Origin of the sequence: Paenirhizobium cremeum, assembly GCF_022884085.1 — a bacterium.
GTDB classification, from domain to species: domain Bacteria; phylum Pseudomonadota; class Alphaproteobacteria; order Rhizobiales; family Rhizobiaceae; genus Allorhizobium; species Allorhizobium cremeum.
The window spans coordinates 13,483-37,437 of the sequence record NZ_JAGGCS010000016.1 but is presented as its reverse complement, the minus strand read 5'-3'; the positions used below and the strand labels follow the sequence as shown (position 1 = coordinate 37,437).

Sequence of the window (23,955 nt, the reverse complement as noted above, 5' to 3'; positions counted from 1 at the left end):
TTAACTGGCAGCAGCGGGATCGATCCAGGCACAGCCCGGATGCCGGCTCGTTGCCTCGAAAAGCTGGTCGAGAAACGACCACACTGCCTCGTCATGCGCGAGATGATGGGTGAGCACCCCGATGACCGGTGGCCGGTCGTCCCGAATGATCCAGTCGGCGAGCTCACCGAACAGAACTTCTGCCGGCCGACAGCCCCGCGTCCCGCGCCAGTCCATGAGATCGACATGCGTGTTGACCAGATGAATCGGAGAAGCCGAACGCTCCAAGCCGAAGACCGACAGCGACGCGAACCCGAGGGACCCGAGGGAGGGCAAGAGGTCATCGTTGATGCGGTTCCACGGCGGCACGAGCATCGGCCTGAAGCGCGACCCATGCAGCGCGGACAGCTTGGCGAATCCAGCCTGCAACTCTCCGAGCACCGTCTCTGCGGGACGATGGCGTCCGAGTTCCTGCTTCTTCTCGCCCGCCGGAGCGTAGTTGCGATGCGACCAGCCATGAACCGCCACCCTGGCATGCGGCTCATCTGCAAGCCGTTCGGACAATGAGGTTCCGGTGTCCTCCGGGATGACGGCAAGCATCACCGGCACGGAATATGCCTTCGTCAGGGCAAGCAGGTTATCGAGCGCGGGTGTCGGCTCGACGGCATCGTCGTCGCGCAGCCAGAACTGCACCCGGTTTCCTGCGGTCGCTGCCTTATCCAACGCTTCGAGCAAGCGGGATTTCGTCATAGCGGATACTCCAGCGCCGGAACGAGTGCTTCCGACAGACGGCCGGCCATGACCGTCACAGAACGCTCCTCAGACACGAAACGGCGCGCGGCTTCAGCCAAAAGCCGGCGTCGAGGTTCATCGGCAAGCAGCGAAGCGACCGCATCGGCAAAAGCTTGCGGTTCACCGGCTGGTACGAGCAGGCCGGTGCGACCGTGCTCCACGACCTCCGGCACGCCGGCAACCCGTTCTGCGACCACCGGAAGACCCGCTGCCTGGGCTTCGAGATAGGCAAGCCCATAGGCCTCGCCGTGACCCGGCCAGACAAAGATAGAACCGCCCGACAGGACCTCGGCCACCTCTTCGCGTGAGAGCTGACCGAACCATTCGACCCGTCCGGGCGCAAAACCAGAGAAGAGAGCTTCCACGGATGTCCGTTCGGGACCGTCCCCAACGATTGCGAGGCTCCAGTCGAGGTCCGCGATCAGGGCCAGCGCTTCGGCGAGTGCCACATAACTGCCCGTCTTGTCGCCGGGACGCATCATAGCGACGGTCACCAGCCGGCTTTGTCGCGGAACGGAAGGCCGCTCAAGAAAGGGCGAAGCATCGATGAAGGGAGCGATGCGCGCCAGCCTTGCACCCGGTACCGCTTGCGCAAGGCCCAACCGATCGCGTTCCGTGAAACAAAGGTTGACCCCGGCCAGATTGACCATTTCCTTCAACAGCTCCTGATGGCGTGTCCAGCAACCAAGGTTTCGGCGATGGGAATAAGAGGCCTCGGCGGTGACATACGGCAGGCGGAAGCGCCGGCAGAGATCGGGACCGATGAGATCCGGTGCCTTGTAATAGGGATGATAACAAAACCAAAGATCCGGCGGGCCATCCTGCTCCCACAGCCTGGAAAGCCGCTTTCTCTCCGCCTGCGCCGTTTCCTCCAGCCCCGGGAGTACCGTTTCCGGCGTGGCATGGAAGCTACGCAGACCGGAGGCCAAAGTAACCTCGTTTCCGCCCTCCTCCAGCGCACGCAGGAGTTGGCGCGCCATCAGCCTATCGCCCGAGGGAACGGGGTGGTCGGGCGATTTCAGGGGGGCATAAAAGGCAATCCTCATGCCTGTCATAGAGCCTGACCGAACGCCCGATGCAAGAGGCAATGGCGAGAAGCAGCATTGCTTTCCGGCGTCAGACCGTCGCATCACATGATTGCGAACACCGGTGAAGAGGGCGCGCCCTTGACAGGGGGACAGCGGGAACGCAAGTGACTGGCTGACTTTCCTTCCACGGAGATCTCCCACCGATGTCCACCTCTCCCGTTGCGGCCGAACTCCTCCAGGCCATCCAGTCGAGACGCGCCAGAGCCGCCGTCATCGGTCTCGGCTATGTCGGCCTGCCGCTTGCGATGAGCATGGCGCGAGCAGGCTTTTCGGTCACGGGCTTCGACATCGATCCGGGCAAAATGATAGCGATCGAAGCCGGCAAGAGCTACATCGAGGCCGTGCCGGATCATATCCTGCAGAAGGAATGTGCCGAAGGCCGGTTTTCCGCGACCTGTGAGTTTTCCCGCCTTGCCGAATGCGACGTGATCGCGATCTGCGTACCAACGCCGCTTACCCGCCATCGCGACCCCGATCTCTCCTTCATTGAGAATACCTGCCGGCAGATCGCCGCCGCGCTCAGGCCCGGCCAGTTGATCTCGCTGGAATCGACCACCTATCCCGGCACCACCGAGGAGGTCGTGAAACCCATTCTCGAGGCAACCGGCCTCAAGGCCGGAGCTGATTTCTTTCTCGGGTTTTCGCCCGAGCGGGAAGATCCGGGTAATCGCGACTTCGACACATCGACCATTCCGAAAGTGGTAGCAGGCGACGGCGAAGATGCACGCGAACTGATGACGGCTTTTTACGGTGCCGTGGTCAAGACGATCGTACCGGTCTCGACAACGGCAACGGCCGAGGCGGTGAAGCTCACCGAAAACATCTTCCGCGCCGTCAACATCGCTCTCGTCAATGAGTTGAAGCTGGTTTACGACGCCATGGGCATCGACGTCTGGGAAGTCATCGACGCGGCAAAGACGAAACCCTTCGGCTACATGCCCTTTTACCCGGGACCCGGGCTCGGTGGCCATTGCATTCCGATCGACCCGTTCTACCTCACCTGGAAGTCACGAGAATACGACACGCCGACCCGCTTCATCGAACTTGCCGGTGAGGTCAATACGGCCATGCCCCATCATGTCGTGGAAAAGGTCGCCGAAGCGCTCGACCGTAAGGCCGGCAAGGCGCTCAGCCGCTCGCGCGTTCTCGTCATCGGTCTCGCCTATAAGAAAAACGTTCCGGATATTCGTGAAAGCCCTTCGCTTCGGCTGATGGAACTGCTGGTCGAACGCGGCGCGGACGTGGCCTACCATGATCCCTTTATTCCGGAAGTGCCGAAAACGCGGGAATACGCTCATCTGATGGGCCGCCGCAGCGTTGCATGGAACCGGGAAACGATCGAGGGCTTCGACGTTGTACTGATCTCCACCGACCATGATTCTCTCGACTATCAGGCTTTGGCTGACTGGTGCCCGCTGATTGTCGATACACGCAACGCGCTCGCCCGCCGAAAGGTCGAAGGCGGCGTCATCGTAAAGGCCTGAGCATGAGCCGTCTCGACATCTTCATCAATCGCATGACCGCCCAGCGCGATCTGCTCAATCTGTTGCGCGACCGGAACCTTCTGCCGGAAGGTCCCATCATGGAGGTGGGGCTTGGTAACGGGCGCACCTATAGTCACCTGATCGAGACCTTTCCTGATCGTCGCTTCATCGTGTTCGACCGGCATGTCGCCGCGCACAAGACATCCATTCCGCCAGAAGAAGACCTCGTTATCGGCGAGATCCGCGAAACCGCACGGGCCTATATCGGCAGCGAGGCCGCGCTGGTGCATGCCGATATCGGTACCGGCTATCCGGAGAAGGATGCCATCGTGATGTCCTGGCTGCCGGAACTGGCGGCGGGAATGCTGCGCAGCGGTGGCTATGCCGTCAGTGGACTTGCGCTCGATCATCCCCAACTCGAAATGCTGCCTATACCGGATCATCTCGAACCGGGGCGCTATTACTTATACCGGAAGATCTGAACAGCCGGGCAAGCTCCCCCAGGCAGATCGAATGGGCGATGCCTGCAACGATATCAGCCTTAAGGCGGCCGATCTTCCAGGGCGCGAGGCCGCTGGAAGAAGCCGTATTTAAGGCCTTTGCCAACTCCAAGCCCGACGGCATGGGGCTTTGTCTCGCCATATGGAGATCGATAGTGGCCGCGCATAACGGCACAATTTCGATCAGCGACCGCTGACGACATACGGAACGTGTAAAATCTCCAGAAAATTTGTTTGCCAACTCAAAATATATAATTCAGAATAACATATTAAATGGGAGAATAAGTTTACGACATGCCTTCATCCAAGCCGGTGGGAGCGCCGAAGCTCTGCATTATTGCCGACGACCTGACGGGGGCTCTCGACAGTGCCGCCCCATTCGCCGGTCGTGGCATGCAGACGGCAGTGGCCTTCGAACCGGAAGCCGTGGACGAAGCGCTCGCAACCGGCGCAGAAATCATAGCAGTCAGTACCCGTTCGCGCGAGGTCGCGTCTGAAAAGGCTGTCGCAGCGGTCGGCGCGGTGCTGAAACAGTTGCCAAAGGGTACGCGCCTTTTCAAGAAGATCGACTCCCGGCTGAAAGGCCATGTTGCTGAGGAACTCGCCGCCCTCAATCCGGCGCTCATGCTTGTCGCACCAGCTATCCCCGAATTCCGCCGCAACGTCCGGCTGGGCATGGTAACCGGCTTCGGCGTAGCGGAGCCGATCGCAATCCGGCCTCGCCTTGGCGCGCTTGCGGACCGCGCCGTCATTCCTGATACGGACAGCCTGGACGATCTACGGCAGGCGCTTCAAACGGCTCCCGACGCCCTGCCCGTTGGCGCCCGAGGGCTCGCGGAGGCAATAGCCGAGATGATGACCGGTCGCAGGGAGGCAGCAGCGCCAAAGCCTTCCGGAAATCGTGTTGTTTTCGTCGTCGGTTCCCGCGACCCGATCACGCTGGCTCAGGTTGACGCCTTGAAACGAAAGAGGGAAGTTTTGTGCTACGATGCGCCAAACGGCATCCTCTCGGAAACCGGCGGGAGCGCCGGATTGACGCTGGTGCAGGCGCTGCCGGGAGAAACCGAGCTTTCCGGCGCGGACGTGTCTGTGAATCTTGCCCGCGGCATCCATCCCGATCTGACCTCCGGCTGTGATCTGCTGTTCATGACCGGCGGTGCGACGGCCGAGGCCATTCTTGCGCATATGGGCATCCGGTCGGCCACGCTCTTGGGGGAATGTCTTCCCGGGTTGCCGCTTGCACGCGCAGGACACTTGACGATCATTGCCAAATCGGGCGGATTCGGAGACAGGAACACGCTGGCGGTCCTGGCGGAACTGACCGCGAAAAGAGCAGCTTGAGGGACAGCGATGGCTGGAGAAACAGGACGTAAGAGCCTTGCGGATGTTGTCTTCGAACGCATGCAGAAGGCGATCAAATCTGGCGCCTATCGCCCCGATGAACGTCTGCCGACGGAACACGATCTTGCTGCTGAATTTGAGGTTTCACGCCCCGTAGTGCGCGAAGCGCTCCGGCGGCTGCGCGATCAGGGCCTGATCTATTCACGCCAGGGAGCCGGAAGCTTCGTACGCTCCATCGGGCTGAAGGAGCCTCTTGGCTTCGGCCAGTTGCAGAACGTGTCGGATCTACTCAATTGCTACGAATTCCGCCTGACTATGGAACCTGAGGCAGCCGCCTGCGCCGCCGAGCGTCACGGACCGGAAACGCTTGGTGCCATTGCCAACGCACTGGAACTGATGCGGGACGCCACCAATCGCCTGTCGCACCGCGAAGACGCGGACTTCCAGTTTCACCTCGCGATCGCCAAGGCATCCGAGAACCCGTATTTTTCCACCGCAATGGAAGCGCTCAAGGACCACATCGCGGCGGGCATGCGCTTCCACGGCGTTTCTGTGAAACGCGAGGCCTCCGGCCTCACTCGGGTCTTCGGCGAGCATGCCGCCATTTTCGAAGCGATCCGCAATCGCGACACCGACAAGGCGCGCGACCTGATGCGCCATCACCTTCTCGGCTCCCGCGAACGCCTGTTCGAACGTCGTCGCCCCGATCAGGAAAGCGTGGCCTAAGACCACCCTTCTTCGAAATGAAAAAACCGGCGTCCCGTTCGGAACGCCGGAGGCTGGGGTGGAGGAGAAGTCCGCTACATCGTTTCAGAAAGCGGCACGATAGATTGCGAGCACGTCTTCGACGCTCATGTCCCGCGGATTGTTGTCCATCAGGCGACGGATGGCATGGGCATCTTCGGCAAATCGCCGCAGATCCTCTTCACCGGCACCATGCCGGGAAAGCTGCATCTCAAGGCCGAGATCCGCGCAGAAGCCACGCGCAGCGGTCAGAAGACCTTCCTCCCGCGCCCGATCGGCAATGCCGAGCGCCAATACGACTTCGGCCGTCTTTGCCGGCGCCACCTGCTCGTTATAGGCAAGCACATGCGGAAAGATGATGGCGTTGGCAAGTCCGTGCGGCAGATGCAGCAGCGTGCCAAGAGGATAGGCGAGCGCATGGCCTGCCGCTGTATTGACCGGCCCGAGGCAGATGCCACCGTAGAAGGACGCGATCATCATGCCTTCCCGCGCTTCCGTATCCGAGCCATCCTTGACGGCGCGGGCCAGATAACGACCAACGAGATCGATACCGATCCTTGCGTAGTAGTCGATCACCGGATGAGCCTTGCGGTTGGTGAAAGCCTCGACGCAATGCGCCATGGCGTCTACACCGGTCGCGGCCGTGACCGCCGCCGGCACACTGTAGGTCAGTTCCGGATCGAGGACAGCGAGATCGGCGATCAGGTGCGGGCTTTCGACCGCAATCTTGTTGCCCTTGCCCGGGTCGGTAATCAATGCGCGAATGCCTGCTTCCGAACCGGTTCCGGCGGTCGTGGCGATCTGCACGAGGCGGGTGCGCCGCCCGTCGACCTTGTCCGGTCCGGCGACATCGGCAAGCGTCTGGCTTCCATCCCAAAGCGCTGCCACCAGCTTGGCCACGTCCATGACGGAGCCGCCGCCAAGACCGATGACCAGATCGGGATTGGCGCGGCGAGCCGCCTCCATTGCCGCATCGAAGGTCGCAGTATCAGGTTCGCCGGGAATGGCATCGAAAATGGTGATCGTGCCATTGAGGCCGAGACGATTGACAAAACCCGCCGTATACGGCGTCGCAAGCACGAAGATGCGGCCGGCATCGCTCGCCCAGGTGCCAACGCGGGCAGCAGATCCCGCGCCGATTTCCAGCCGGCGCGGCTGGTGCAGTGTAATGATCCGGTTTGCCGTCATGGCCGCCTCCTCCCTCAGAGCGCTTCGAGGCGAGCCATTTCGGCCCAGACCTTCTGCTGCTCGTCTTCGGAGAGCGGCGAGAAGGGCGGATGGACATTCAGCCAGCCCAGATCGTTGCGCCGGCGGGCAAGCATGGTCTTCACCGTGGGAAGCTGGACGTAGGCATTGGTAAGTGTGCGCCAGGCGACGATGACGTTCTGCGCTGCCTTCACCTCGTCAGCCTTGGTCGGATCGTTCCAGTGGTCGTAGACGATACGCAATTCCTTCGCGACCAGATTGGAGGACGCCGTGATGCAGCCGGCGCCGCCGCGCTCAAGAACCGGCAGAAGCAAAGGGTCCGCCCCCGCCAAAACGCCGAAACCGGGGAATTTCTCCGAGATCGCATGCATGTTCTCGATCTTGCCGTCGCTGTCCTTGATACCGACGACGGTATCGGGGAAGGCTTCGCGCAACATGGCGATCAGCGTGTGGGAGATCGGAACGCCCGTCAGCATTGGGATGTGGTAGAGGATGACCTTCAGCCGGTCGTCCGCCACCCGTTCGATGATACTGGCATAGAAGCGGAACAGGCTCTCGTCGGAAAACGCCGTATAATAGAACGGTGGCAGCAGGACGACGCCGCGCACCCCGGCCTGAACCGCATGGCGCGTCATTTCCACGGCATCCGTCACCGCGCAGGAGGACGTCCCAGGCAAGAGGCCATCGGCAGGCACGCCTGCCTTCAGGGCAGCCTCGACCAGATCCATGCGCTCCCGCACGCCGAAGCTGTTTGCTTCACCGGTCGAACCGAGCATGGCAACGCCATGGCAACCTTCGTCGAGCAACGCGCGAGCATGCGCACCGAACAATTCGAGATCGGGTGTTCCGTCAGGCTTCAGCGGGGTCGCCGCAGCACAATAGACACCCTCGATAGAAAAACTCATTTGCGTCCTCCCGCGACCAGCTTGCGCGCATAGGCGATAGCCGCATTCATGTTGCCGTGATTGGCGATACCCTTGCCGGCGATGTCGAAAGCCGTTCCGTGGTCAACGGACGTGCGGTCAATCGGCAACTCGACGGAAACGTTGACCGCCGTGTCGAAGGCCACCAGCTTGATCGGGATGTGACCCTGGTCGTGATATTGGGCGACCACGAGATCGAACGCGCCGCTATAGGCCCTGTAGAACACGGTATCGGCCGAGATCGGGCCATAGGCATCGATGCCCTCGGCGCGGGCGGCAGCGACTGCCGGTGCGATCTGCTCGTCGTCTTCGCTGCCGAACAGTCCGTTTTCTCCGCAATGAGGGTTAAGGCCGGCCACCGCAATGCGTGGCTTTTCGATGCCGATGCGTTTCAGATGAGCGTCGCCGGCACGAATTGTCGCAAGCACCCGTTCCGTCGTGGACCGACGGATCGCCTCCTGGAGCGCGACATGGGTCGAGACATGGATGACCTTCAGCCGATCAGACGCGAGCAGCATGTAGGCGGCCTTGGAACCGGTGAGATGACGCAGCATGCCGGTATGACCGTCATAATGGTGCCCGGCGGCGTTCAGGGCTTCCTTGTTGATCGGCGCGGTGACGATGCAGCCGATCTTGCCAGCTTCGGCATCGCGGACGGCCTTTTCGATGAAACTGAATGCCGCGTCGCCTGCGACCGCCGACAGTTTGCCAAAGGGAAGCGGAGCGCCTTCGATCGGAAGATCGACCACGCGGTCCGTAAGGTCCACGTCGATACCGATGGCAGCCTTCGCCGCCTCAAGCGTCGCAAGGTTGCCATAGATCAGCGTGCAGCTACGGTCGGCCTCGCTCATCTCCGCCAGCGCCTTGAGGCTGATCTCCGGGCCGACGCCCGCCGGATCGCCCATGGTAATGCCGATGATGTCGCTCATCCTCAATTCTCCGCTTCGAGTTTCGCCAGCGCCTCGGGGGCAAGCCGGACATATTTGATCGCCCGACGATGATAGGTGTAGGCGATATGCAGGGTTCCATCCGCGTCCTGAAGTATCCACGGATAAGACATTTCCTTGTTGCGACCGTCGGTGGAATCGTTCGACGTGCAGGTGCCGGGACCATCCTCGATGACGATCCGCTTCGGGAAGGTCAACCCGCCGTCCCTGGAGAAGCAGACGGCGACGGGCGCCCGCGGAACGCCCCAGACAGGCACGCAACCACCGGAGGGATCGGCGTCCGGACGGGCATCATCCTCACCGAGTTCGTCATAGAGGGATGCGCGTCGGTCGCTGGACATGGCGGCATTCACCGGATTGGCGATCATGGCTACCCGACCATCGACAAGGCGGATAGCCGCAATCGAGGAATTGTTGTTGGGAACATCCGTCGCCTGCGGCGCCGACCATGAGCGGCCGCCATCGACGCTTTCCGAACGATGGACGAAATCGGCCTGGCGACGGCGATAGAAGGCTGCGAGACGATTGTCGCCGAGGAAGACGGGGCTCATATGCACCGATCCGATAGAACCCGGCACTTCTTCCAGCCGCCATGTCGCGCCTGCATCCGTTGAAACGCCTATCGCGGCGACGTCGTGGCTGCCGTTCCACTTCTGGCCCGGCCGCTGAATGCAGCGAAAGATCGGCAGAACCCATGCCCCGTCGTCCCGAACGACAAGGGGTGCGCGAATGAAGCAGCCGCGCGGCAGATCGAGAAACCGCCCGTCCCCGCTCGATATCATCGTGGGATCGGCCGCATCCCTGGAGAGCGGCGCCATGCGGATCCGGCATTCGTCCTGATTGCCGGATGGCTGGGCCGTGTGAAACAGCCAGAGCTGGCCATCCGGCGCGGTGAAGATCACCGGGTTCTGCTCCGAATGTGCGGGATCGCCGCTGAGCGCTCGCGCGGGGCCCCAGACCGAAGCACCCGGCGGCAAGATCGAGGCATGAATGGAAATGTCCGACTTACCTTCCAGAGTACCACCGAACCATGCGCAGATCAGTGCGCCATCCGGCAGCCTTGAAAGAAAGGCGGCGTGGTTCTGGATTTTTGGCGATGGCAGAAACGCCTCCTCCCGACCGGGAGCTGTCGACGACAGCACACCCGTCATGGCCGCGGCAATGGTTTCCGGCTGCATAGTCTCCTCCCGGATCGATACTGTGGTGAAAATCGACCTCAAATCATCTGTTGTCAAGTTGATTGGTATTCGAAAACAACCAGAAACAGCACGATAATAAACAATTAAATATGTAAAATCATATAGATAAAAAAATGCTAAAAAATTCTTTCAGCCAGGTTTGCGAGAAATATTGACAAAAATGATATCGCCCATCATGGTTTAGGGGTGACATGGAGGATGTCCTTGACGGAGGAGAGCATGAGCGACCCCGCTGCCAGAAAACGGTCCACTGGCCTTGCCGTGACGCTGGCCGCAACAGGCGCATGCCTGTCGGCTGTGGATGCCGTGCTGGTGCGCAGCCTCAATGGCGAGGTTCACCCTTTTGTCATTGCCTTCTTTCGTGCGGCTTTCGGCGCGCTCACCATCCTGCCGATCGTTGTGAGAAATCCTCACGTTCTGGTTTCGGTCTATCCGCTGCATCAGCACACGGTGCGGGCTGGTCTCAAGCTTTTGGCTTTGGCGGCCTTTTTTGCAGCCTTTGCCAAAGGTCCACTGACAGACGTCACTGCCGTCGCCTTTACCTCGCCGATCTTCGTCCTGGTAGGCGCCGCGCTGGCGTTCGGTGAAAAACTCGGCTCCACGCGGATTGCGGCATTGCTGTTCGGTTTCGCCGGCGCCATGCTGGTGGTCAGCCCCGTCGGTTCCGGCCTGTCCCTTGCGATCGGTTTCGCCTTTGCCGGCGCACTGCTGCAGGCGCTGATCCAGCTCATGCTGAAATCAATGTCCTCGGGCGATCGCACCGACACACTCGTCTGCTTGAACCTGCTTTTGACCGTTCCGATGGCCGCCGTGCTCGCAGCAATGTTCTGGACGACGCCCACCTGGCACCAGTTCGGCCTACTCACCCTTCAGGGGGTGCTTGGCGCCATCTGCATGTCCGCCATGACGCACGCCTTCAGCCTGGCGGATGCCTCGGTCGTGGCGCCCGTCGATTTTGCCCGGCTGCCGATGGTCGCGGCTTTCGCCTATGCCCTGTTCGGGGAAGTGGCCGGCATCGCCACTTGGATCGGCGGCACAATGATCTGTTTCGCGGTGCTACTTGCCGCACGTCCGCTCCGGCGGACAACTAAGCAGCCATGAATGGTTCGTGGCCGTATTCTGGGAGGAAAGAAATGATTAGAAAGACATTGCTCGCCGGTGGGCTGCTGCTCGCCGCCAGCGTCGCACCGGTCTTCGCCGCCGATACCGACGTGAAGATCGTGCTTAACGAAGAAGCCGATCTGCTCGAGCCCTGCATGGCGACACGCTCCAATATCGGCCGCATCATTCTCGAAAACATCAGCGAGACGTTGACGGAACTCGACGTGCGCGGCGGCAAGGGCCTGCAGCCACGTCTCGCCGAAAGCTGGGCACAGCAGCCTGACGGCAGCTGGCGCTTCACGCTCCGCAAGGCCGTGAAATTCTCCGACGGCTCGGATTTCGATGCCAAGGACGTGAAGTTCTCCTTCGACCGCGCCATGGACAAGTCGATCACCTGCGAAACGCCGCGCTATTTCGGCGGCATGACGGTCACGGCGAAAGTGGTCGACGACCAGACGATCGACTTCTCCGCCGATCCGGTCCAGCCAATCCTGCCGCTCCTGATTTCGCTTGTGACGATCGTGCCGGAAGGCACGCCGGTCTCCTTCATCCGCGAGCCGGTCGGCACCGGCCCCTACAAGCTTACCGACTGGACGCCCGGCCAACAGATCGTTCTCGAACGCCGCGACGACTACTGGGGTGCGAAGCCGGCGGTCACGAAGGCCACCTATCTCTTCCGTTCCGATCCGGCCGTTCGTGCCGCCATGGTGCAGACGGGCGAAGCCGACATCGCTCCGTCGATCTCGCAGCTCGACGCGACCAATCCGGCGACCGACTTCTCCTATCTCGATTCCGAGACGGTCTATATCCGCCTCGACCACTCCATGGCACCGATCAACGATCTGCGCGTCCGCAAGGCCCTGAACATGGCGATCGACCGCGAGGCTTTCGTCGGCACGCTGGTACCGAAGGGTACTCTGCTCGCGACCTCCGTCTTTCCGCCGCCGACGCTCGGCTGGAACAAGGACGTGAAAGTCCCGGCATACGACCCGGACGGCGCCAAGAAGCTCCTCGAGGAAGCCAAGGCAGATGGCGTTCCGGTCGACACCAAGTTGACGCTCGTTGCCCGCACCGCCAACTTCCCGAACGTTACCGAGATCATGGAAGCGATCCAGCAGCAACTGCAGGAAGTCGGCTTCAACGTCGATCTGAAGTTCTACGAAGTCGCGGAATTCGAGAAGCTCTATTCTAAGCCCTATCCGACGGATCGCGGCCCGATGCTGGTGACGGCCATGCACGACAACTCGAAGGGTGATCCGGTCTTCTCGATGTTCTTCAAATATGCGAGCGATGGCCGCCAGTCGGGCATTAGCGACCCCAAGGTCGACGACCTGATCAAGCGCGCATCAGCCGCAACGGGCGATGACCGCGCAAAGCTCTGGTCGGAACTCGTCGCCTATCTGCACGACGATCTGGCCGCAGACGTCCTGCTGTTCCACATGGTGGGCTACAGCCGCGTTTCCGAACGGGTCGACTTCAAGCCGACCATGGCAACAAATTCGCAGCTCCAACTCTCTGAAATCGGCTTCAAGTGAAACCGGGCGGGCGGGGACAACACCCCGCCCTTACCTCCTCGCAATGAAAGCGAACTGCCATGCTAACCTTTATCCGCAAACGCGCGCTTGCCTCGCTGATATCGCTGGTCGGCCTCGTCGTGCTGGTCTTCTTCCTGTCGCGCCTGACCGGTGACCCGGCGGCTCTTTTCCTCCCGGAAGATGCAACAGAGGCGATGCGGGTGCAGTTCCGTGAACTCCACGGCCTGAACGATCCCGTGCTCGTGCAGTTCGGCCGCTATGTCTGGGACCTCTTCCACCTCGACTTCGGGGACTCGATCCGCAAGGCCCGACCGGCAATCGATGTCGTGCTCGAAGCCTTCACCTGGACGCTGCAGCTTGCCATCATCACCATGGTCCTGGTGACTGCCGCGGCCATCGTCGTTGGCTCGCTTGCCGCATTCCGCGCCGGCGGTTTCTTCGATCGCATCGCCTCGCTCGTCTCGCTGATCGGTGCTTCCGCACCCGACTTCTGGATCGCCATTGTCGCGATCGTCGTCTTCTCGATCGGTCTTGGCTGGGTGCCCACATCCGGCACGGGCACTGTCCTGCACTGGATCCTGCCAATCGCCGTTCTCTTCATCCGCCCCTTTGGCCTGATCGTTCAGGTGGTGCGGGGTTCGATGATCTCCGCGCTCTCTTCCGCCTATGTGAAGACGGCCCGCGCAAAAGGCGTACGCGCCCGCCCGATTATCTTCGTGCATGCCCTTCGCAACGCCATGCTGCCGGTGATTACCGTCATCGGCGATCAGGCCGCCTCTCTGCTCAACGGCGCGGTCGTGATCGAGACGATTTTCGGCTTCCCCGGCGTAGGTAAGCTGATGATCGATTCGATCCTGCAGCGCGACTTCAACGTGGTGCTGGCCGCCATCCTCGTGACCGCACTCGCAATCTTTCTCATGAACCTTCTGATCGATATCGCCTATGCCGTACTCGACCCCCGCATCCGCTACTGAGGGCATCATGACACACAACGAGGCCATGCCCGAAACGCCCGGACCGATCACCCGCTTCGCCCGCATGCTGTGGGCGGACAAGTTCGCGCTAGCCGCCGCGATTTTTCTTCTTGTCGTTCTGGTGATGGCCCTGATCGGCCCCGCCTGGCTCGACGCTGCAGCGCAGAAGCAGAACCTGCGCGGACGCAACGCGCCGCCGTTCCAGCTCGATTTCGGCTGGCTCTGGTTCCTCGGCGCCGACGCACTCGGCCGACCGCTTCTGGCCCGCATCATCGTCGCCACACAGAACACCATGATGGTCGCAGCCGGCGCCGTGGTGGTTTCCGCCATTGCCGGCTCGATGCTCGGCCTGATCGCGGGTTATGCCGGCGACAAGGTGAGCCAGGTCATCATGCGGGTCGCCGACGTCATCATGTCCTTCCCTTCGCTGTTGATCGCCGTCATCGTGCTCTATGTGTTCGGTCCGTCCGTCACCAATCTGATCCTCATCCTTTCGATCACACGCATCCCCGTCTATCTGCGCACGACGCGGGCCGAAGTGCTGGAAATACGCGAACGTATGTTCGTCTCTGCCGCACGGGTGATGGGCGCGTCGCAAAAACGGATCATCTTCCGCCACATCCTGCCGGTCGTCCTGCCGACGCTGACCACCATCGCGACCCTAGACTTCGCCTATGTCATGCTGGCGGAAAGTTCGCTCTCCTTCCTCGGCATCGGCATCCAGCCGCCTGAAATCACCTGGGGGCTGATGATCGCGCAAGGCAGGCAGTATCTGACGAATGCATGGTGGCTCTCCTTCTGGCCGGGTCTTGCCATCATTCTCACGACACTTTCCCTGAACCTTCTTTCGAATTGGCTGCGTATCGCGCTCGATCCCGTCCAGCGTTGGCGCCTGGAAATGAGAGGTCACAAGAATGGCTGAGCATCTTCTCGAAGTCAGGAATCTCTCGGTCGAGTTCCACACCGCAGCCGGCGTGGTAAAGGCGGTCAAGGACATCTCCTGGTATCTCGACCGCGGCGAAACGCTTGCCATCCTCGGTGAATCGGGATCGGGCAAGTCGGTCTCCGCCTCGGCGATCCTCGACCTGATCGATATGCCGCCGGGTCGCATCACCAGCGGCGAGATCCGGTTCGACGGCAAGGATCTCCTCAAGCACTCCGCCTCCCAGCGCCGGGACATCAACGGCCGGAAGATCGCCATGATCTTCCAGGATCCGCTCAGCCATCTGAACCCGGTCTATCCGGTCGGCTGGCAGATCGTCGAGGCGCTCACCACCCACGGCGTCGACCGGGCGTCCGCCCATGCCGAAGCGCTGAGGCTCGTGACCCGCGTGGGTATTCCCGAGCCTGAAAACGCCCTGAAAAAATACCCGCACCAGTTTTCCGGCGGCCAGCGCCAGCGCCTGATGATCGCCATGGCGCTTGCCATGAAACCCGATGTCATCATCGCCGACGAACCGACGACGGCGCTCGACGTGACCGTGCAGGCCGAAGTATTGCGCCTGCTCGACGAGTTACAGCAGGAAACCGGCATGGGTGTGCTCATCATCACCCACGACCTGGGGGTTGTCGCCGAGATCGCCGACCGGGTCGTGGTGATGAATGCCGGCGAAATCGTGGAAACCGGCAGCACTCGCGAGGTCTACAAGAACCCGCAGCATCCCTATACGCGCAAGCTGATCGGGGCTGCCCCCGGACGCGGCGAGATGCATCCGCCGCTGGAAGCCCGCGAGCCTGTACTGAGGGTCAGGGATCTGCAGAAATACTACAGCGCCTTCCACGCGCTGGATGGCGTTTCCTTTGATCTCATGCCGGGCGAGACGCTGGCTGTAGTCGGTGAAAGCGGCTCCGGCAAGTCGACGCTCGCCCGCATCCTGCTTCGCCTAGACGAGCCGAGCGGTGGACAGGCCTTCTGGAAAGGCCGGGATCTCTTCACCCTTTCGCCGGCCGAACTTTTCAAGCTTCGCCGCGAGCTGCAGATGGTCTTCCAGGACCCGACCCAGTCACTCAATCCGCGCATGACGGTATACGATTTGATTTCTGAAGCCTGGGTCATTCATCCCGAGATCCTGCCGAGAAAACAGTGGCGCGGTCGCGTCACCGAACTGCTGGTGCAGGTTGGCCTGAGGCCTGAGCATGCGGTGCGTTACCCGCATCAGTTTTCCGGCGGGCAGCGCCAGCGTATCGCCATTGCCCGGGCGTTGGCGCTCGAGCCGCAACTGATCGTCTGTGACGAGGCCGTTTCCGCCCTCGACGTCTCGGTTCAGGCGCAGGTGATCGACCTTCTCGACAAGCTGCGAAAGGAGATGGGCATCGCCTTCATCTTCATTGCTCACGACCTGCCGGTGGTCCGCGATTTCGCCGATCACGTGATGGTCATGCAAAAGGGTAAGGTGGTGGAACTCGGCACGGTGCGTCAGATCTTCGAAGCTCCGAAAATGCCCTATACTCAGGCGTTGCTGGCCGCAGGTCTCGACCCCGATCCGGATGTGCAGGCAGAGCGCCGCGAAGCACGGCTCAAGCTGGCGCGGGCCGCAGGCTGAGCCCATCAACACACGGAAAAGAATATGGATATCAGGCGGCTTCAGCCGCCTGATTGTTTTCACCCTCCAGCATCGGACATCTTCCCGCCTATCCTACCGCCAGCAGATAACAGCTTGACGTCGGGCCGTGCTGCCCTTCTTGTCCTTCTCCGGAATGTCGCGTTGGCAATCCGGAACCATGAAGCCCGAACCAAGGGGAATGAGGATATGGCGAAGCTGATCGGTATCTCGGGAAGCCTGAGACGCGGCTCCTACAACAGCGCCTTGCTGCACGCCGCCGCGAAACTTGCACCGGCGGGATCGGAGCTGTCCATCGGGACAATTCATGGAATTCCGCTTTATGACGGCGATCTCGAAGCCGAACAGGGCATTCCGGAAGCGGTGCAGACCCTGAAGGACGCAATTGCGACAGCCGACGGCCTGATCCTCGTGACGCCGGAATACAACAATTCCATTCCCGGTGTCTTCAAGAACGCTCTCGACTGGCTTACGCGCCCTTCGAATGACATCAAGCGGGTCTTCGGCGGCAAACCCGTCGCGCTGATGGGAGCTTCGCCGGGCGGCTTCGGCACGATCCTTTCTCAGAATGCCTGGCTGCCGATCCTGCGCACGCTAGGGGTGGAATTCTGGTCGGAAGGCCGTCTGCTGGTGTCGCGCGCCTCGGGTGTCTTCGATGGGGATGGCAATCTCGCAGACGCCAAGATCGAGGAACAGCTCAAGATCTTCCTTGAGGGCTTCGTCGAGGTGGTCACATCCGCCCGCAACGGCCGATGACAATTCCGTACTCTCTGACGCTGGGTGGTCAGATCAGCGATGCGACGTAATCCCATATGAGCTTCAGAGAGAGAAGCAGCAGGGTTATCTGGACCAATCTGAAGAACAGCCCATCCGGAATCATCCGGGTGAGCTGTCGACCGGCGATGGTGCCGATGATCGCGGGTGCGGCGAGGCCGAGAACGAGCGGCACGTCGAAATGCGCGAACTGATTGAGTTGCCAGTAGGGAACGAGCTTTACCGCATTGATGATGGCAAAGAGGATCGTCGAGGTGCCGGCAAAGGTCATCTTTTGCAGACGTTGCGGCAGCACATACATCTGGAACGGCGGCGCGCCGGAATGGGAAACGAAGCTCGTAAGCCCCGTCAGTACGCCCCAGAACACTCCGCCCGGAACATCCGCGGAGCGCACGTGCGCCGCGCGATAACGCTCGCCGAACCATGCGTTCAGGCAAAAAAGCACACCGACGGCACCGACCAGCATGCCGATGAAGACGCTGGAAAGCGAAGCACTGAAATACCAGCCGATGGTAACGCCCGCGATCGCGGCGGGGGTGAGGATAACAAGATTCCTTGCAGAATAGTCGCGGCGGTAGAGATAAAGGCCAACCATGTCGCTGGCGACGAAGATCGGCAGCAGCAACGCCGCTGCCGTCACCGGCGAAATCACGAGGGCAAGGAGCGGCACCGCCAGCGTGCCAACCGAAGGCAACCCGCCCTTGGATAGGCCAACCAGAAAGGCCGAGGCGACAGCGATCGCCAGGATAAGTGGCGTATGTTCGATCAACGGCCCTGCCCTTCGTTCACAATCGCCCCGCTGCGGGTTTTGGCCTTCAGGCGAGTGAGACCGTCACGCGCTCCGAGGCAGATCTAAGCGCCGCGTCGGCAAGCTGAAGGGCAATCAGCCCATCTTCCGCCGAAGGCGATGGCGGGGTTCCCTCCACGATTGAATCGATGAAGGCGGAGATTTCCGCCGCATAGGCAGCCGTATAACGCGTCATGAAGAAGTCGTGCAATGGCGGGCGGGTATAGCCGTTTCCGGTCGCGATCTCGATCGACACCGGCCGCTGGTTTTCAGCGGAAACCGCACCAAGCGACCCATGAACCTCGATACGCTGATCGTAGCCATAAGACGCCCGGCGCGAATTGGAAATCATCGCCTGACGACCGCTTGCCGTTGTCAGGATGATGCTCGCGCTGTCGTAGTCGCCAAGCTTGCCGATTTCCGGATCGACCAGCACAGAGCCGAATGCGGTGACGCTGACGATTTCCTCGCCGAGGAGGAAACGGGCCATGTCGAAATCATGAATGGTCATGTCGCGGAAAATGCCGCCCGAAACCTTGATGTAGGACGCCGGCGGCGGGCCGGGATCGCGGCTTGTGATCGTCACCATTTCGACCTTGCCGATCGCGCCGTCATCAATCGCCTTGCGCACCGCACGGAAGTGCGGGTCGAAGCGACGATTGAATCCGAGCATGACGCGTGCGCCGGTCTGGCGAACGACCTCAAGGCAGGCTTTCGCACGGGCTACGTCCAGATCGATCGGCTTCTCGCAGAAAATAGCCTTGCCGGCCTTGGCGAAACGCTCGATAAGATCGGCATGGGTGTTGGTCGGCGTGCAGATGACAACGGCATCGACCTCGGGATCGGCGAGAACCGCATCGATCGTGCTGACCTTGCAGCCGGCCTGATCGGCAATGGCCTGCGCTGCTTCGGCGACGGCGTCTACCACCGCTACCAGTTTGGCCCGGCTGTCGCTGGCGATTGCCTGTGCATGAACCTTGCCGATACGTCCTGCTCCCAGAAGCGCAAGCTTCGTCACCATGATATCTCCTCCTTTGGGTGTTGCTGCTGTGCACCGGGCCCGCCCTTCTTCTCCTATCGGGAAGAGCAACCATATCGGCACAAAACACGTTTGGAATATATATTCTATTTTGCTAGAGTGCCGACAGATGGCTGTCAAGCGGGAAAGGAAAACGCATGAATGAAAGCGCAGTGCCCACCACGGTGAAAGCCTTCGAGGAGCGCCTGCTGGAAGTTTCTGGCAGCCTGCCGAAAAGGCTTCGGCAATGCGCCGACTACGTTGCCGCCAACCAGGATCGCATAGCGGTTTCCACCGTTGCGGAAATGGCGGAGGGGGCCGGCGTTCAGCCCTCGGCCTTCATGCGCTTCTGTCAGATCATGGGTTTTTCCGGCTTCTCCGAGATGCAGCGACTGTTTCGCGATTCCTATGTTGGGGGATGGCCGGACTATGCGACCCGTCTCGACCATCTGCGCGAAAAGGGGAAAGAAAGCGGCGGCGGCCTCTTGGCCGAGTTCGTCGAAGCAGGTCGTGCCTCATTGGAAAGCCTGCTGAAAACTGTCGATCCGCACGAACTTGACGAAGCCGTCTCCATTCTTGCCAAGGCCGACATCATCCATATTATCGGCCTTCGCCGTTCCTTCCCGGTCGCAAGCTATCTCGCCTATGCCTTCGAGAAGATGAAGGTACCGGCCATGCTCCACAGCGCTGTCGGCAAACTCGACAACCAGAGCGCCATCAGACCGGGAGACGCCGTCCTCGCCATCACCTTTTCTCCCTATTCTGCGGAAACAATCGACCTCGTGACTGCGGCGAGGAGTCGTGACATCCCGGTTGTCGCTCTCACCGATACCGCCGTCAGTTCACTCCGTAAGTCGGGAGCCAGGCTGATCTCTGTCACGGAAGTGGATTTCGGCGCCTTTCGTTCTCTGTCGGCAACGCTCTGCGTGGCGATCACCCTGGCCGTCGCGGTCGGAACCCAGCGAGACTGAATATTTTTGTTGAAAATACAAAAAATGGAATTTAAAATCCAAATTGAGAATGAAACGGCGCTTGGGAGTGCGACCGTCCGAGATTGCCGACTGCGCCGCAAGGCCTGAGGAGGGCTTCGGCGGGCCGGCAAGCGCGACACGATTAAAAAACCCGCCGCATAGTGTGGAAGGGCTAAAGCCATGGAGGAGGCTCGTGAAAACACTCGATCTCATCACGATCGGCCGATCGTCTGTCGACCTCTACGGCGTCCAGGTCGGAGGCAGGCTCGAAGACATGGCCTCCTTCAACAAATATATCGGCGGTTCCCCGACAAACATCGCAGCCGGCACCGCCCGTCTGGGACTGAAGTCGGCGCTGATTACCCGCGTCGGCGACGAACATATGGGCCGCTTCATCCGCGAAGAATTGACACGCGAGGGAGTCGATGTCCGGGGCGTAAAAACCGACCCGGAGAGGCTGACCGCGCTTGTGCTGCTTGGCATACGCGACGAACATCAGTTCCCGCTGATCTTCTATCGCGAAAACTGCGCCGACATGGCCCTGTCGGAAGAAGACATCGATCCGGCCTTCATCGCCGAAGCCGCATGCATCTGCGCGACGGGAACGCATCTTTCCCATCCACGGACGGAAGCCGCAATGCTGAAAGCGCTGAAACTCGCCCGCGAAAGCGGCGCCAGAACCGCGCTCGATATCGACTACCGTCCGAACTTGTGGGGTCTCGCCGGTCATGGCGCTGGGGAAAGCCGCTATATCGGCTCCGACAAGGTGACGGCCAAGCTGCAATCAACGCTGCACCTGTTCGATCTCATTGTCGGAACGGAAGAAGAATTCCATATCGCCGGCGGTTCCACGGATACGGTCGAGGCGCTGAAGGCGGTCCGCCGCATCTCGCAGGCAGCCCTCGTATGCAAGCGCGGACCGCTCGGTGCGGTCGTCTTCGACGGCAAAATTCCAGACAGTCTGGACCATGGACAGACAGGCGAGGGTTTCCCGATCGAGGTCTTCAACGTGCTGGGAGCCGGTGATGGCTTCATGTCCGGTCTGCTCAAGGGCTGGCTGACTGGCGAGGACTGGCCAACGTCGCTTAAATTCGCCAATGCCTGCGGCGCCTTTGCCGTATCGCGCCATGGCTGCACGCCGGCCTATCCGAGCTGGGAGGAATTGCAGTATTTCTTCCGCACCGGCATTCGCGACAAGGCCTTGCGCAAGGACGAGGCCCTGGAGCAGGTGCACTGGTCGACCAACCGCAAAATCGACCGGTCGACCATGCGTGTCTTCGCTTTTGACCACCGCATTCAGCTTGAGGCGATGGCAACCGAGGCCGGAGCCGATCTCGGAAAGATCGGTGCTTTCAAGAAGCTTTGCCTCAAAGCCGCGCTCGACGTCGCCGGCAAGGAGACCGGCTACGGCATCCTTTGCGACGGGCGATTAGGCCGAGACGCGCTCCATGCGGCCAGCGGTTCCGGTCTCTGGATCGGCCGCCCGGTCGAATGGCCCGGTTCGCGACCATTGACACTGGAACCGGAAATAGGTCCCGACTATGGGGGGCTTTGCGAGTGGCCCTTGGAAAACGTGGTCAAGGTTCTCTGTTTCTACCATCCGGATGACCCGCCGGAGATGCGCAGGGAGCAGGAGGCGACTGTCATTCGCCTCTTCCACGCCGCACGCCGCAACCGTCTTGAAATGCTGTTGGAGGTCATTCCCTCCAAGGTCGCACCGACGGACGACCTGACGGTCGCCCGCATCATCGATCGTTTCTACGAGATCGGCGTCTACCCGGACTGGTGGAAGCTTGAACCGATGCGATCCCATGCATCGTGGAAAAATGCCTGCGACGCCGTGGCCCGCCACGATCCCTATACGCGCGGTATCGTCGTGCTCGGTCTCGACGCTCCGGAGGCGGAGCTTGCCGAAAGCTTCCGCCTGGCGGCCCGTTTCGATCTGGTGAAAGGTTTTGCCGTAGGCCGCACCATCTTCGGGGAAGCCGCGCGCAAATGGCTCGCGGGGACTATCAATGACAGCGAAGCGGTGGAGGAAATGACCCAGCGCTTTCGCAATCTTTGCCGCATCTGGGACAAGGCACGTGCCTCCGGTTCGCTGACGGCGGCCGACCGGAGCGGCATTTTATCCGCGATTGCAGCAGTACAGGGAAGATAAGGCGGTTCATCCGTAACATCGGAATCGAACCGACCGGGAGGAGAAGCGGCGTGAAAACGATCAGACTGACAGCCGCCCAGGCAATGGTGCGCTATCTGGCGAACCAGATGAACGAGCACGGCGAACCCTACATCGCCGGCGTCTGGGCCATCTTCGGCCACGGCAACGTCGCCGGGATCGGCGAAGCTCTCTACGGAATTCGCGATGAACTGCCGACACTGCGCGGACAGAACGAGCAATCCATGGCTCATGCCGCAATCGCCTATACGAAACAACTTCGCCGCCGCCGCGCGATGGCGGTCACCTCGTCGATCGGCCCCGGCGCGCTCAACATGGTGACGGCGGCCGCCCTTGCCCATGTAAACCGCCTGCCGGTGCTCTTCATTCCCGGCGATGTCTTTGCCAATCGCGGCCCCGACCCGGTTTTGCAGCAGATCGAGGATTTCAGTGACGGCACGGTTTCGGTCAACGACTGCTTCCGTCCTGTCAGCCGCTATTTCGACCGGATCATACGGCCCGAGCATCTTCTGACGGCCCTGCCCCGCGCCATGCGTACGATGACGGACCCCGCCGATTGCGGGCCTGTGACCCTCGCCTTCTGCCAGGACGTTCAGGCAGAAGCCTATGACTATCCGGAAAGCTTCTTCGAAAGGCGGGTCTGGCGCATGCGTCGTCCCGAACCTGACAGGGGTGAATTCGAAGCTGCGGTTGCGGTATTGAAGGCCGCAAAGAACCCGGTCATCGTCGCCGGCGGGGGTGTACATTTCTCCGGCGCCGCCGAAACGCTCAGAGCTTTTGCAGAAAAGCACAGGATTCCCGTCGTCGAAACGCAGGCCGGCAAATCCGTCATGGCATGGGATCACCCGCTGAACTTCGGCGCGGTCGGCGTCACGGGAACGGAATGCGCGAATATCGTTTCCGAAAAAGCCGATCTCGTATTCGGTGTCGGTACGCGCTTCCAGGATTTCACCACCGGTTCCTGGGCTTTGTTCAAGAACCCGGCGCGCAAGATCCTCGCGCTCAACGTTCAGGCCTATGACAGCGCCAAGCACGACGCGATCCCGCTGACTGCAGATGCGAGAATTGGACTTGAACAGCTCTCAGCCGCCCTCGGTGACAAGACGTTCCAGGCACCCGATCCGGCGATCAAGATCGGCTGGTTCGCCAAGGCGGATGCGGTGACGAACGCGCCCAAGGACAGCAACAGCCTGCCGACCGACATGCAGGTGATCGGCGCCGTTCAGCGGTCCTCACGTGACAACACCGTCGTCATGTGCGCTGCCGGCACCATGCCGGGCGAACTGCACCAACTCTGGAAGGCGAAACTGCCGCTCTCCTATCACATGGAATACGGCTTTTCCTGCATGGGCTACGAGGTCGCGGGCGGGCTCGGCATCAAAATGGCGGAACCCGACCGCGACGTCATCGTCATGGTCGGCGACGGCTCCTACATGATGATGAATTCAGAGCTTGCGACCGCGGTCGCAATGGGTGTGAAGATCACCCTCGTGATCACCGACAATCGCGGTTACGGATGCATCAACCGGCTACAGATGGGCACCGGGGGAGCCGAGTTCAACAATCTCTACGCCCATACCAACGTCAATCCGATCGCAATCGATTTTGCCGCCCATGCGGCATCGATGGGCGCGGTCGCCAGCAAGGTCGCCAGCATCGCGGAACTGGAATCGGCTCTCGCGGCCGCCCGTGAATCGACCGTGACGACGGTGATCGTGATCGACACTGACCCTTATCCCACGCCAGAGGCCGGCGGTCATTTCTGGGACGTCGCGGTTCCCGAAGTTTCGCCCCGCGCCGAAGTCAACCAAGCCCGCGCCCGTTACGAGGCCGCACTCAAGGAAAGATACTGACC

Annotated in this window: 21 protein-coding genes; 13 read left to right on the top strand and 8 right to left on the bottom strand. The window is 61.1% G+C overall.

Annotated elements, in window-relative coordinates; genetic code table 11:
* Together J5N58_RS22410 and J5N58_RS22405 are read right to left on the bottom strand one after the other, a co-directional pair.
* Complete coding sequence (locus J5N58_RS22410) at nucleotides 1–729, bottom strand: polysaccharide deacetylase family protein (protein WP_113337953.1); 729 nt, start codon at nucleotides 727–729, stop codon at nucleotides 1–3.
* Nucleotides 726–1,817, bottom strand: coding sequence for a glycosyltransferase family 4 protein (locus J5N58_RS22405; RefSeq protein ID WP_113443688.1), 1,092 nt, complete (start codon nucleotides 1,815–1,817; stop codon nucleotides 726–728). The genes J5N58_RS22410 and J5N58_RS22405 overlap by 4 nt, the downstream gene beginning before the upstream one ends.
* Before the next feature lie 185 nt (nucleotides 1,818–2,002).
* Here J5N58_RS22405 and J5N58_RS22400 point away from each other — a divergent pair, with 185 nt between their 5' ends.
* From J5N58_RS22400 to J5N58_RS22385, 4 genes are all read left to right on the top strand, one after another.
* Entirely contained in the window at nucleotides 2,003–3,343 is a 1,341-nt protein-coding gene (locus tag J5N58_RS22400; protein ID WP_113443668.1) for a nucleotide sugar dehydrogenase, read from the top strand.
* A 2-nt stretch (nucleotides 3,344–3,345) separates the two neighbouring features.
* Nucleotides 3,346–3,825 (top strand): class I SAM-dependent methyltransferase, encoded by a 480-nt coding sequence (locus J5N58_RS22395; protein WP_113337951.1) that lies wholly within the window; start codon nucleotides 3,346–3,348, stop codon nucleotides 3,823–3,825.
* A gap of 312 nt (nucleotides 3,826–4,137) precedes the next feature.
* Nucleotides 4,138–5,184 (top strand): four-carbon acid sugar kinase family protein, encoded by a 1,047-nt coding sequence (locus J5N58_RS22390; RefSeq protein ID WP_113337950.1) that lies wholly within the window; start codon nucleotides 4,138–4,140, stop codon nucleotides 5,182–5,184.
* A 9-nt stretch (nucleotides 5,185–5,193) separates the two neighbouring features.
* Nucleotides 5,194–5,910 carry a FadR/GntR family transcriptional regulator gene (locus tag J5N58_RS22385; protein WP_112827912.1) on the top strand — a complete coding sequence of 239 codons (717 nt, stop codon included), beginning with the start codon at nucleotides 5,194–5,196 and terminating at the stop codon, nucleotides 5,908–5,910.
* A gap of 84 nt (nucleotides 5,911–5,994) precedes the next feature.
* On the opposite strand, the gene J5N58_RS22380 is transcribed toward J5N58_RS22385, so the two are convergent.
* Genes J5N58_RS22380 through J5N58_RS22365 form a run of 4 tightly spaced genes read right to left on the bottom strand, consistent with a single transcriptional unit; the run spans nucleotide 5,995 to nucleotide 10,182 of the window.
* Entirely contained in the window at nucleotides 5,995–7,116 is a 1,122-nt protein-coding gene (locus tag J5N58_RS22380) for an iron-containing alcohol dehydrogenase (RefSeq protein ID WP_113426600.1), read from the bottom strand.
* A 14-nt stretch (nucleotides 7,117–7,130) separates the two neighbouring features.
* On the bottom strand, nucleotides 7,131–8,039 hold the full coding sequence (locus J5N58_RS22375) for a dihydrodipicolinate synthase family protein (RefSeq protein ID WP_113426599.1): 909 nt from the start codon (nucleotides 8,037–8,039) through the stop codon (nucleotides 7,131–7,133).
* Nucleotides 8,036–8,986, bottom strand: a complete 951-nt coding sequence (gene pdxA, locus J5N58_RS22370; RefSeq protein WP_113337947.1) for a 4-hydroxythreonine-4-phosphate dehydrogenase PdxA — start codon at nucleotides 8,984–8,986, stop codon at nucleotides 8,036–8,038. Before pdxA ends, J5N58_RS22375 begins: the two co-directional genes overlap by 4 nt.
* Nucleotides 8,987–8,988: 2 nt before the next feature.
* Entirely contained in the window at nucleotides 8,989–10,182 is a 1,194-nt protein-coding gene (locus J5N58_RS22365; RefSeq protein ID WP_244713152.1) for a sialidase family protein, read from the bottom strand.
* Nucleotides 10,183–10,422: 240 nt separating this feature from the next.
* On the opposite strand from J5N58_RS22365, the gene J5N58_RS22360 reads away from it, so the two are divergent.
* The 6 genes from J5N58_RS22360 to J5N58_RS22335 all read left to right on the top strand — a co-directional run bounded on the left by J5N58_RS22360 (nucleotide 10,423) and on the right by J5N58_RS22335 (nucleotide 17,130).
* Entirely contained in the window at nucleotides 10,423–11,304 is an 882-nt protein-coding gene (locus J5N58_RS22360) for a DMT family transporter (protein WP_244713150.1), read from the top strand.
* A 32-nt stretch (nucleotides 11,305–11,336) separates the two neighbouring features.
* Nucleotides 11,337–12,839 (top strand): ABC transporter substrate-binding protein, encoded by a 1,503-nt coding sequence (locus J5N58_RS22355; protein WP_280520077.1) that lies wholly within the window; start codon nucleotides 11,337–11,339, stop codon nucleotides 12,837–12,839.
* 59 nt (nucleotides 12,840–12,898) lie between these two features.
* The gene (locus tag J5N58_RS22350) at nucleotides 12,899–13,813 is read left to right on the top strand and encodes an ABC transporter permease (RefSeq protein WP_113337944.1); all 915 of its coding nucleotides are present in this window, start codon (nucleotides 12,899–12,901) and stop codon (nucleotides 13,811–13,813) included.
* Between the two features lie 7 nt (nucleotides 13,814–13,820).
* Nucleotides 13,821–14,735, top strand: a complete 915-nt coding sequence (locus J5N58_RS22345; protein ID WP_113337943.1) for an ABC transporter permease — start codon at nucleotides 13,821–13,823, stop codon at nucleotides 14,733–14,735.
* Nucleotides 14,728–16,356, top strand: coding sequence for an ABC transporter ATP-binding protein (locus J5N58_RS22340; protein WP_244713148.1), 1,629 nt, complete (start codon nucleotides 14,728–14,730; stop codon nucleotides 16,354–16,356). Before J5N58_RS22345 ends, J5N58_RS22340 begins: the two co-directional genes overlap by 8 nt.
* Nucleotides 16,357–16,563: 207 nt before the next feature.
* Nucleotides 16,564–17,130, top strand: coding sequence for an NADPH-dependent FMN reductase (locus J5N58_RS22335; protein ID WP_112827921.1), 567 nt, complete (start codon nucleotides 16,564–16,566; stop codon nucleotides 17,128–17,130).
* Nucleotides 17,131–17,158: 28 nt separating this feature from the next.
* Here J5N58_RS22335 and J5N58_RS22330 read toward each other — a convergent pair whose 3' ends face one another.
* Together J5N58_RS22330 and iolG are read right to left on the bottom strand one after the other, a co-directional pair.
* Nucleotides 17,159–17,917, bottom strand: coding sequence for a sulfite exporter TauE/SafE family protein (locus J5N58_RS22330; RefSeq protein ID WP_112827922.1), 759 nt, complete (start codon nucleotides 17,915–17,917; stop codon nucleotides 17,159–17,161).
* A gap of 46 nt (nucleotides 17,918–17,963) precedes the next feature.
* The gene (iolG, locus tag J5N58_RS22325) at nucleotides 17,964–18,956 is read right to left on the bottom strand and encodes an inositol 2-dehydrogenase (protein WP_244713146.1); all 993 of its coding nucleotides are present in this window, start codon (nucleotides 18,954–18,956) and stop codon (nucleotides 17,964–17,966) included.
* A 155-nt stretch (nucleotides 18,957–19,111) separates the two neighbouring features.
* On the opposite strand from iolG, the gene J5N58_RS22320 reads away from it, so the two are divergent.
* From J5N58_RS22320 to iolD, 3 genes are all read left to right on the top strand, one after another.
* Complete coding sequence (locus tag J5N58_RS22320; protein WP_112827924.1) at nucleotides 19,112–19,924, top strand: MurR/RpiR family transcriptional regulator; 813 nt, start codon at nucleotides 19,112–19,114, stop codon at nucleotides 19,922–19,924.
* Between the two features lie 193 nt (nucleotides 19,925–20,117).
* Nucleotides 20,118–22,082: a bifunctional 5-dehydro-2-deoxygluconokinase/5-dehydro-2-deoxyphosphogluconate aldolase gene (locus J5N58_RS22315; RefSeq protein ID WP_244713143.1), complete on the top strand. Its 1,965-nt coding sequence runs from the start codon at nucleotides 20,118–20,120 to the stop codon at nucleotides 22,080–22,082.
* A gap of 50 nt (nucleotides 22,083–22,132) precedes the next feature.
* Nucleotides 22,133–23,953, top strand: coding sequence for a 3D-(3,5/4)-trihydroxycyclohexane-1,2-dione acylhydrolase (decyclizing) (iolD, locus tag J5N58_RS22310; RefSeq protein WP_244713134.1), 1,821 nt, complete (start codon nucleotides 22,133–22,135; stop codon nucleotides 23,951–23,953).
* Nucleotides 23,954–23,955 lie beyond the last annotated feature (2 nt).

What these genes read in the sequence shown, in the direction of transcription:
- J5N58_RS22355 (WP_280520077.1), top strand. Translation starts at nt 11,337, where the DNA reads ATGATTAGAAAGACATTGCTCGCCGGTGGGCTGCTGCTCGCCGCCAGC.
- J5N58_RS22385 (WP_112827912.1), top strand. Translation starts at nt 5,194, where the DNA reads ATGGCTGGAGAAACAGGACGTAAGAGCCTTGCGGATGTTGTCTTCGAA.
- iolG (WP_244713146.1), bottom strand. Translation starts at nt 18,956, where the DNA reads ATGGTGACGAAGCTTGCGCTTCTGGGAGCAGGACGTATCGGCAAGGTT.
- J5N58_RS22335 (WP_112827921.1), top strand. Translation starts at nt 16,564, where the DNA reads ATGGCGAAGCTGATCGGTATCTCGGGAAGCCTGAGACGCGGCTCCTAC.
- J5N58_RS22345 (WP_113337943.1), top strand. Translation starts at nt 13,821, where the DNA reads ATGACACACAACGAGGCCATGCCCGAAACGCCCGGACCGATCACCCGC.
- pdxA (WP_113337947.1), bottom strand. Translation starts at nt 8,986, where the DNA reads ATGAGCGACATCATCGGCATTACCATGGGCGATCCGGCGGGCGTCGGC.
- J5N58_RS22410 (WP_113337953.1), bottom strand. Translation starts at nt 729, where the DNA reads ATGACGAAATCCCGCTTGCTCGAAGCGTTGGATAAGGCAGCGACCGCA.
- J5N58_RS22390 (WP_113337950.1), top strand. Translation starts at nt 4,138, where the DNA reads ATGCCTTCATCCAAGCCGGTGGGAGCGCCGAAGCTCTGCATTATTGCC.
- J5N58_RS22350 (WP_113337944.1), top strand. Translation starts at nt 12,899, where the DNA reads ATGCTAACCTTTATCCGCAAACGCGCGCTTGCCTCGCTGATATCGCTG.
- J5N58_RS22340 (WP_244713148.1), top strand. Translation starts at nt 14,728, where the DNA reads ATGGCTGAGCATCTTCTCGAAGTCAGGAATCTCTCGGTCGAGTTCCAC.
- J5N58_RS22395 (WP_113337951.1), top strand. Translation starts at nt 3,346, where the DNA reads ATGAGCCGTCTCGACATCTTCATCAATCGCATGACCGCCCAGCGCGAT.
- J5N58_RS22360 (WP_244713150.1), top strand. Translation starts at nt 10,423, where the DNA reads ATGAGCGACCCCGCTGCCAGAAAACGGTCCACTGGCCTTGCCGTGACG.
- J5N58_RS22405 (WP_113443688.1), bottom strand. Translation starts at nt 1,817, where the DNA reads ATGAGGATTGCCTTTTATGCCCCCCTGAAATCGCCCGACCACCCCGTT.
- J5N58_RS22320 (WP_112827924.1), top strand. Translation starts at nt 19,112, where the DNA reads ATGAATGAAAGCGCAGTGCCCACCACGGTGAAAGCCTTCGAGGAGCGC.
- J5N58_RS22365 (WP_244713152.1), bottom strand. Translation starts at nt 10,182, where the DNA reads ATGCAGCCGGAAACCATTGCCGCGGCCATGACGGGTGTGCTGTCGTCG.
- J5N58_RS22400 (WP_113443668.1), top strand. Translation starts at nt 2,003, where the DNA reads ATGTCCACCTCTCCCGTTGCGGCCGAACTCCTCCAGGCCATCCAGTCG.
- J5N58_RS22380 (WP_113426600.1), bottom strand. Translation starts at nt 7,116, where the DNA reads ATGACGGCAAACCGGATCATTACACTGCACCAGCCGCGCCGGCTGGAA.
- J5N58_RS22375 (WP_113426599.1), bottom strand. Translation starts at nt 8,039, where the DNA reads ATGAGTTTTTCTATCGAGGGTGTCTATTGTGCTGCGGCGACCCCGCTG.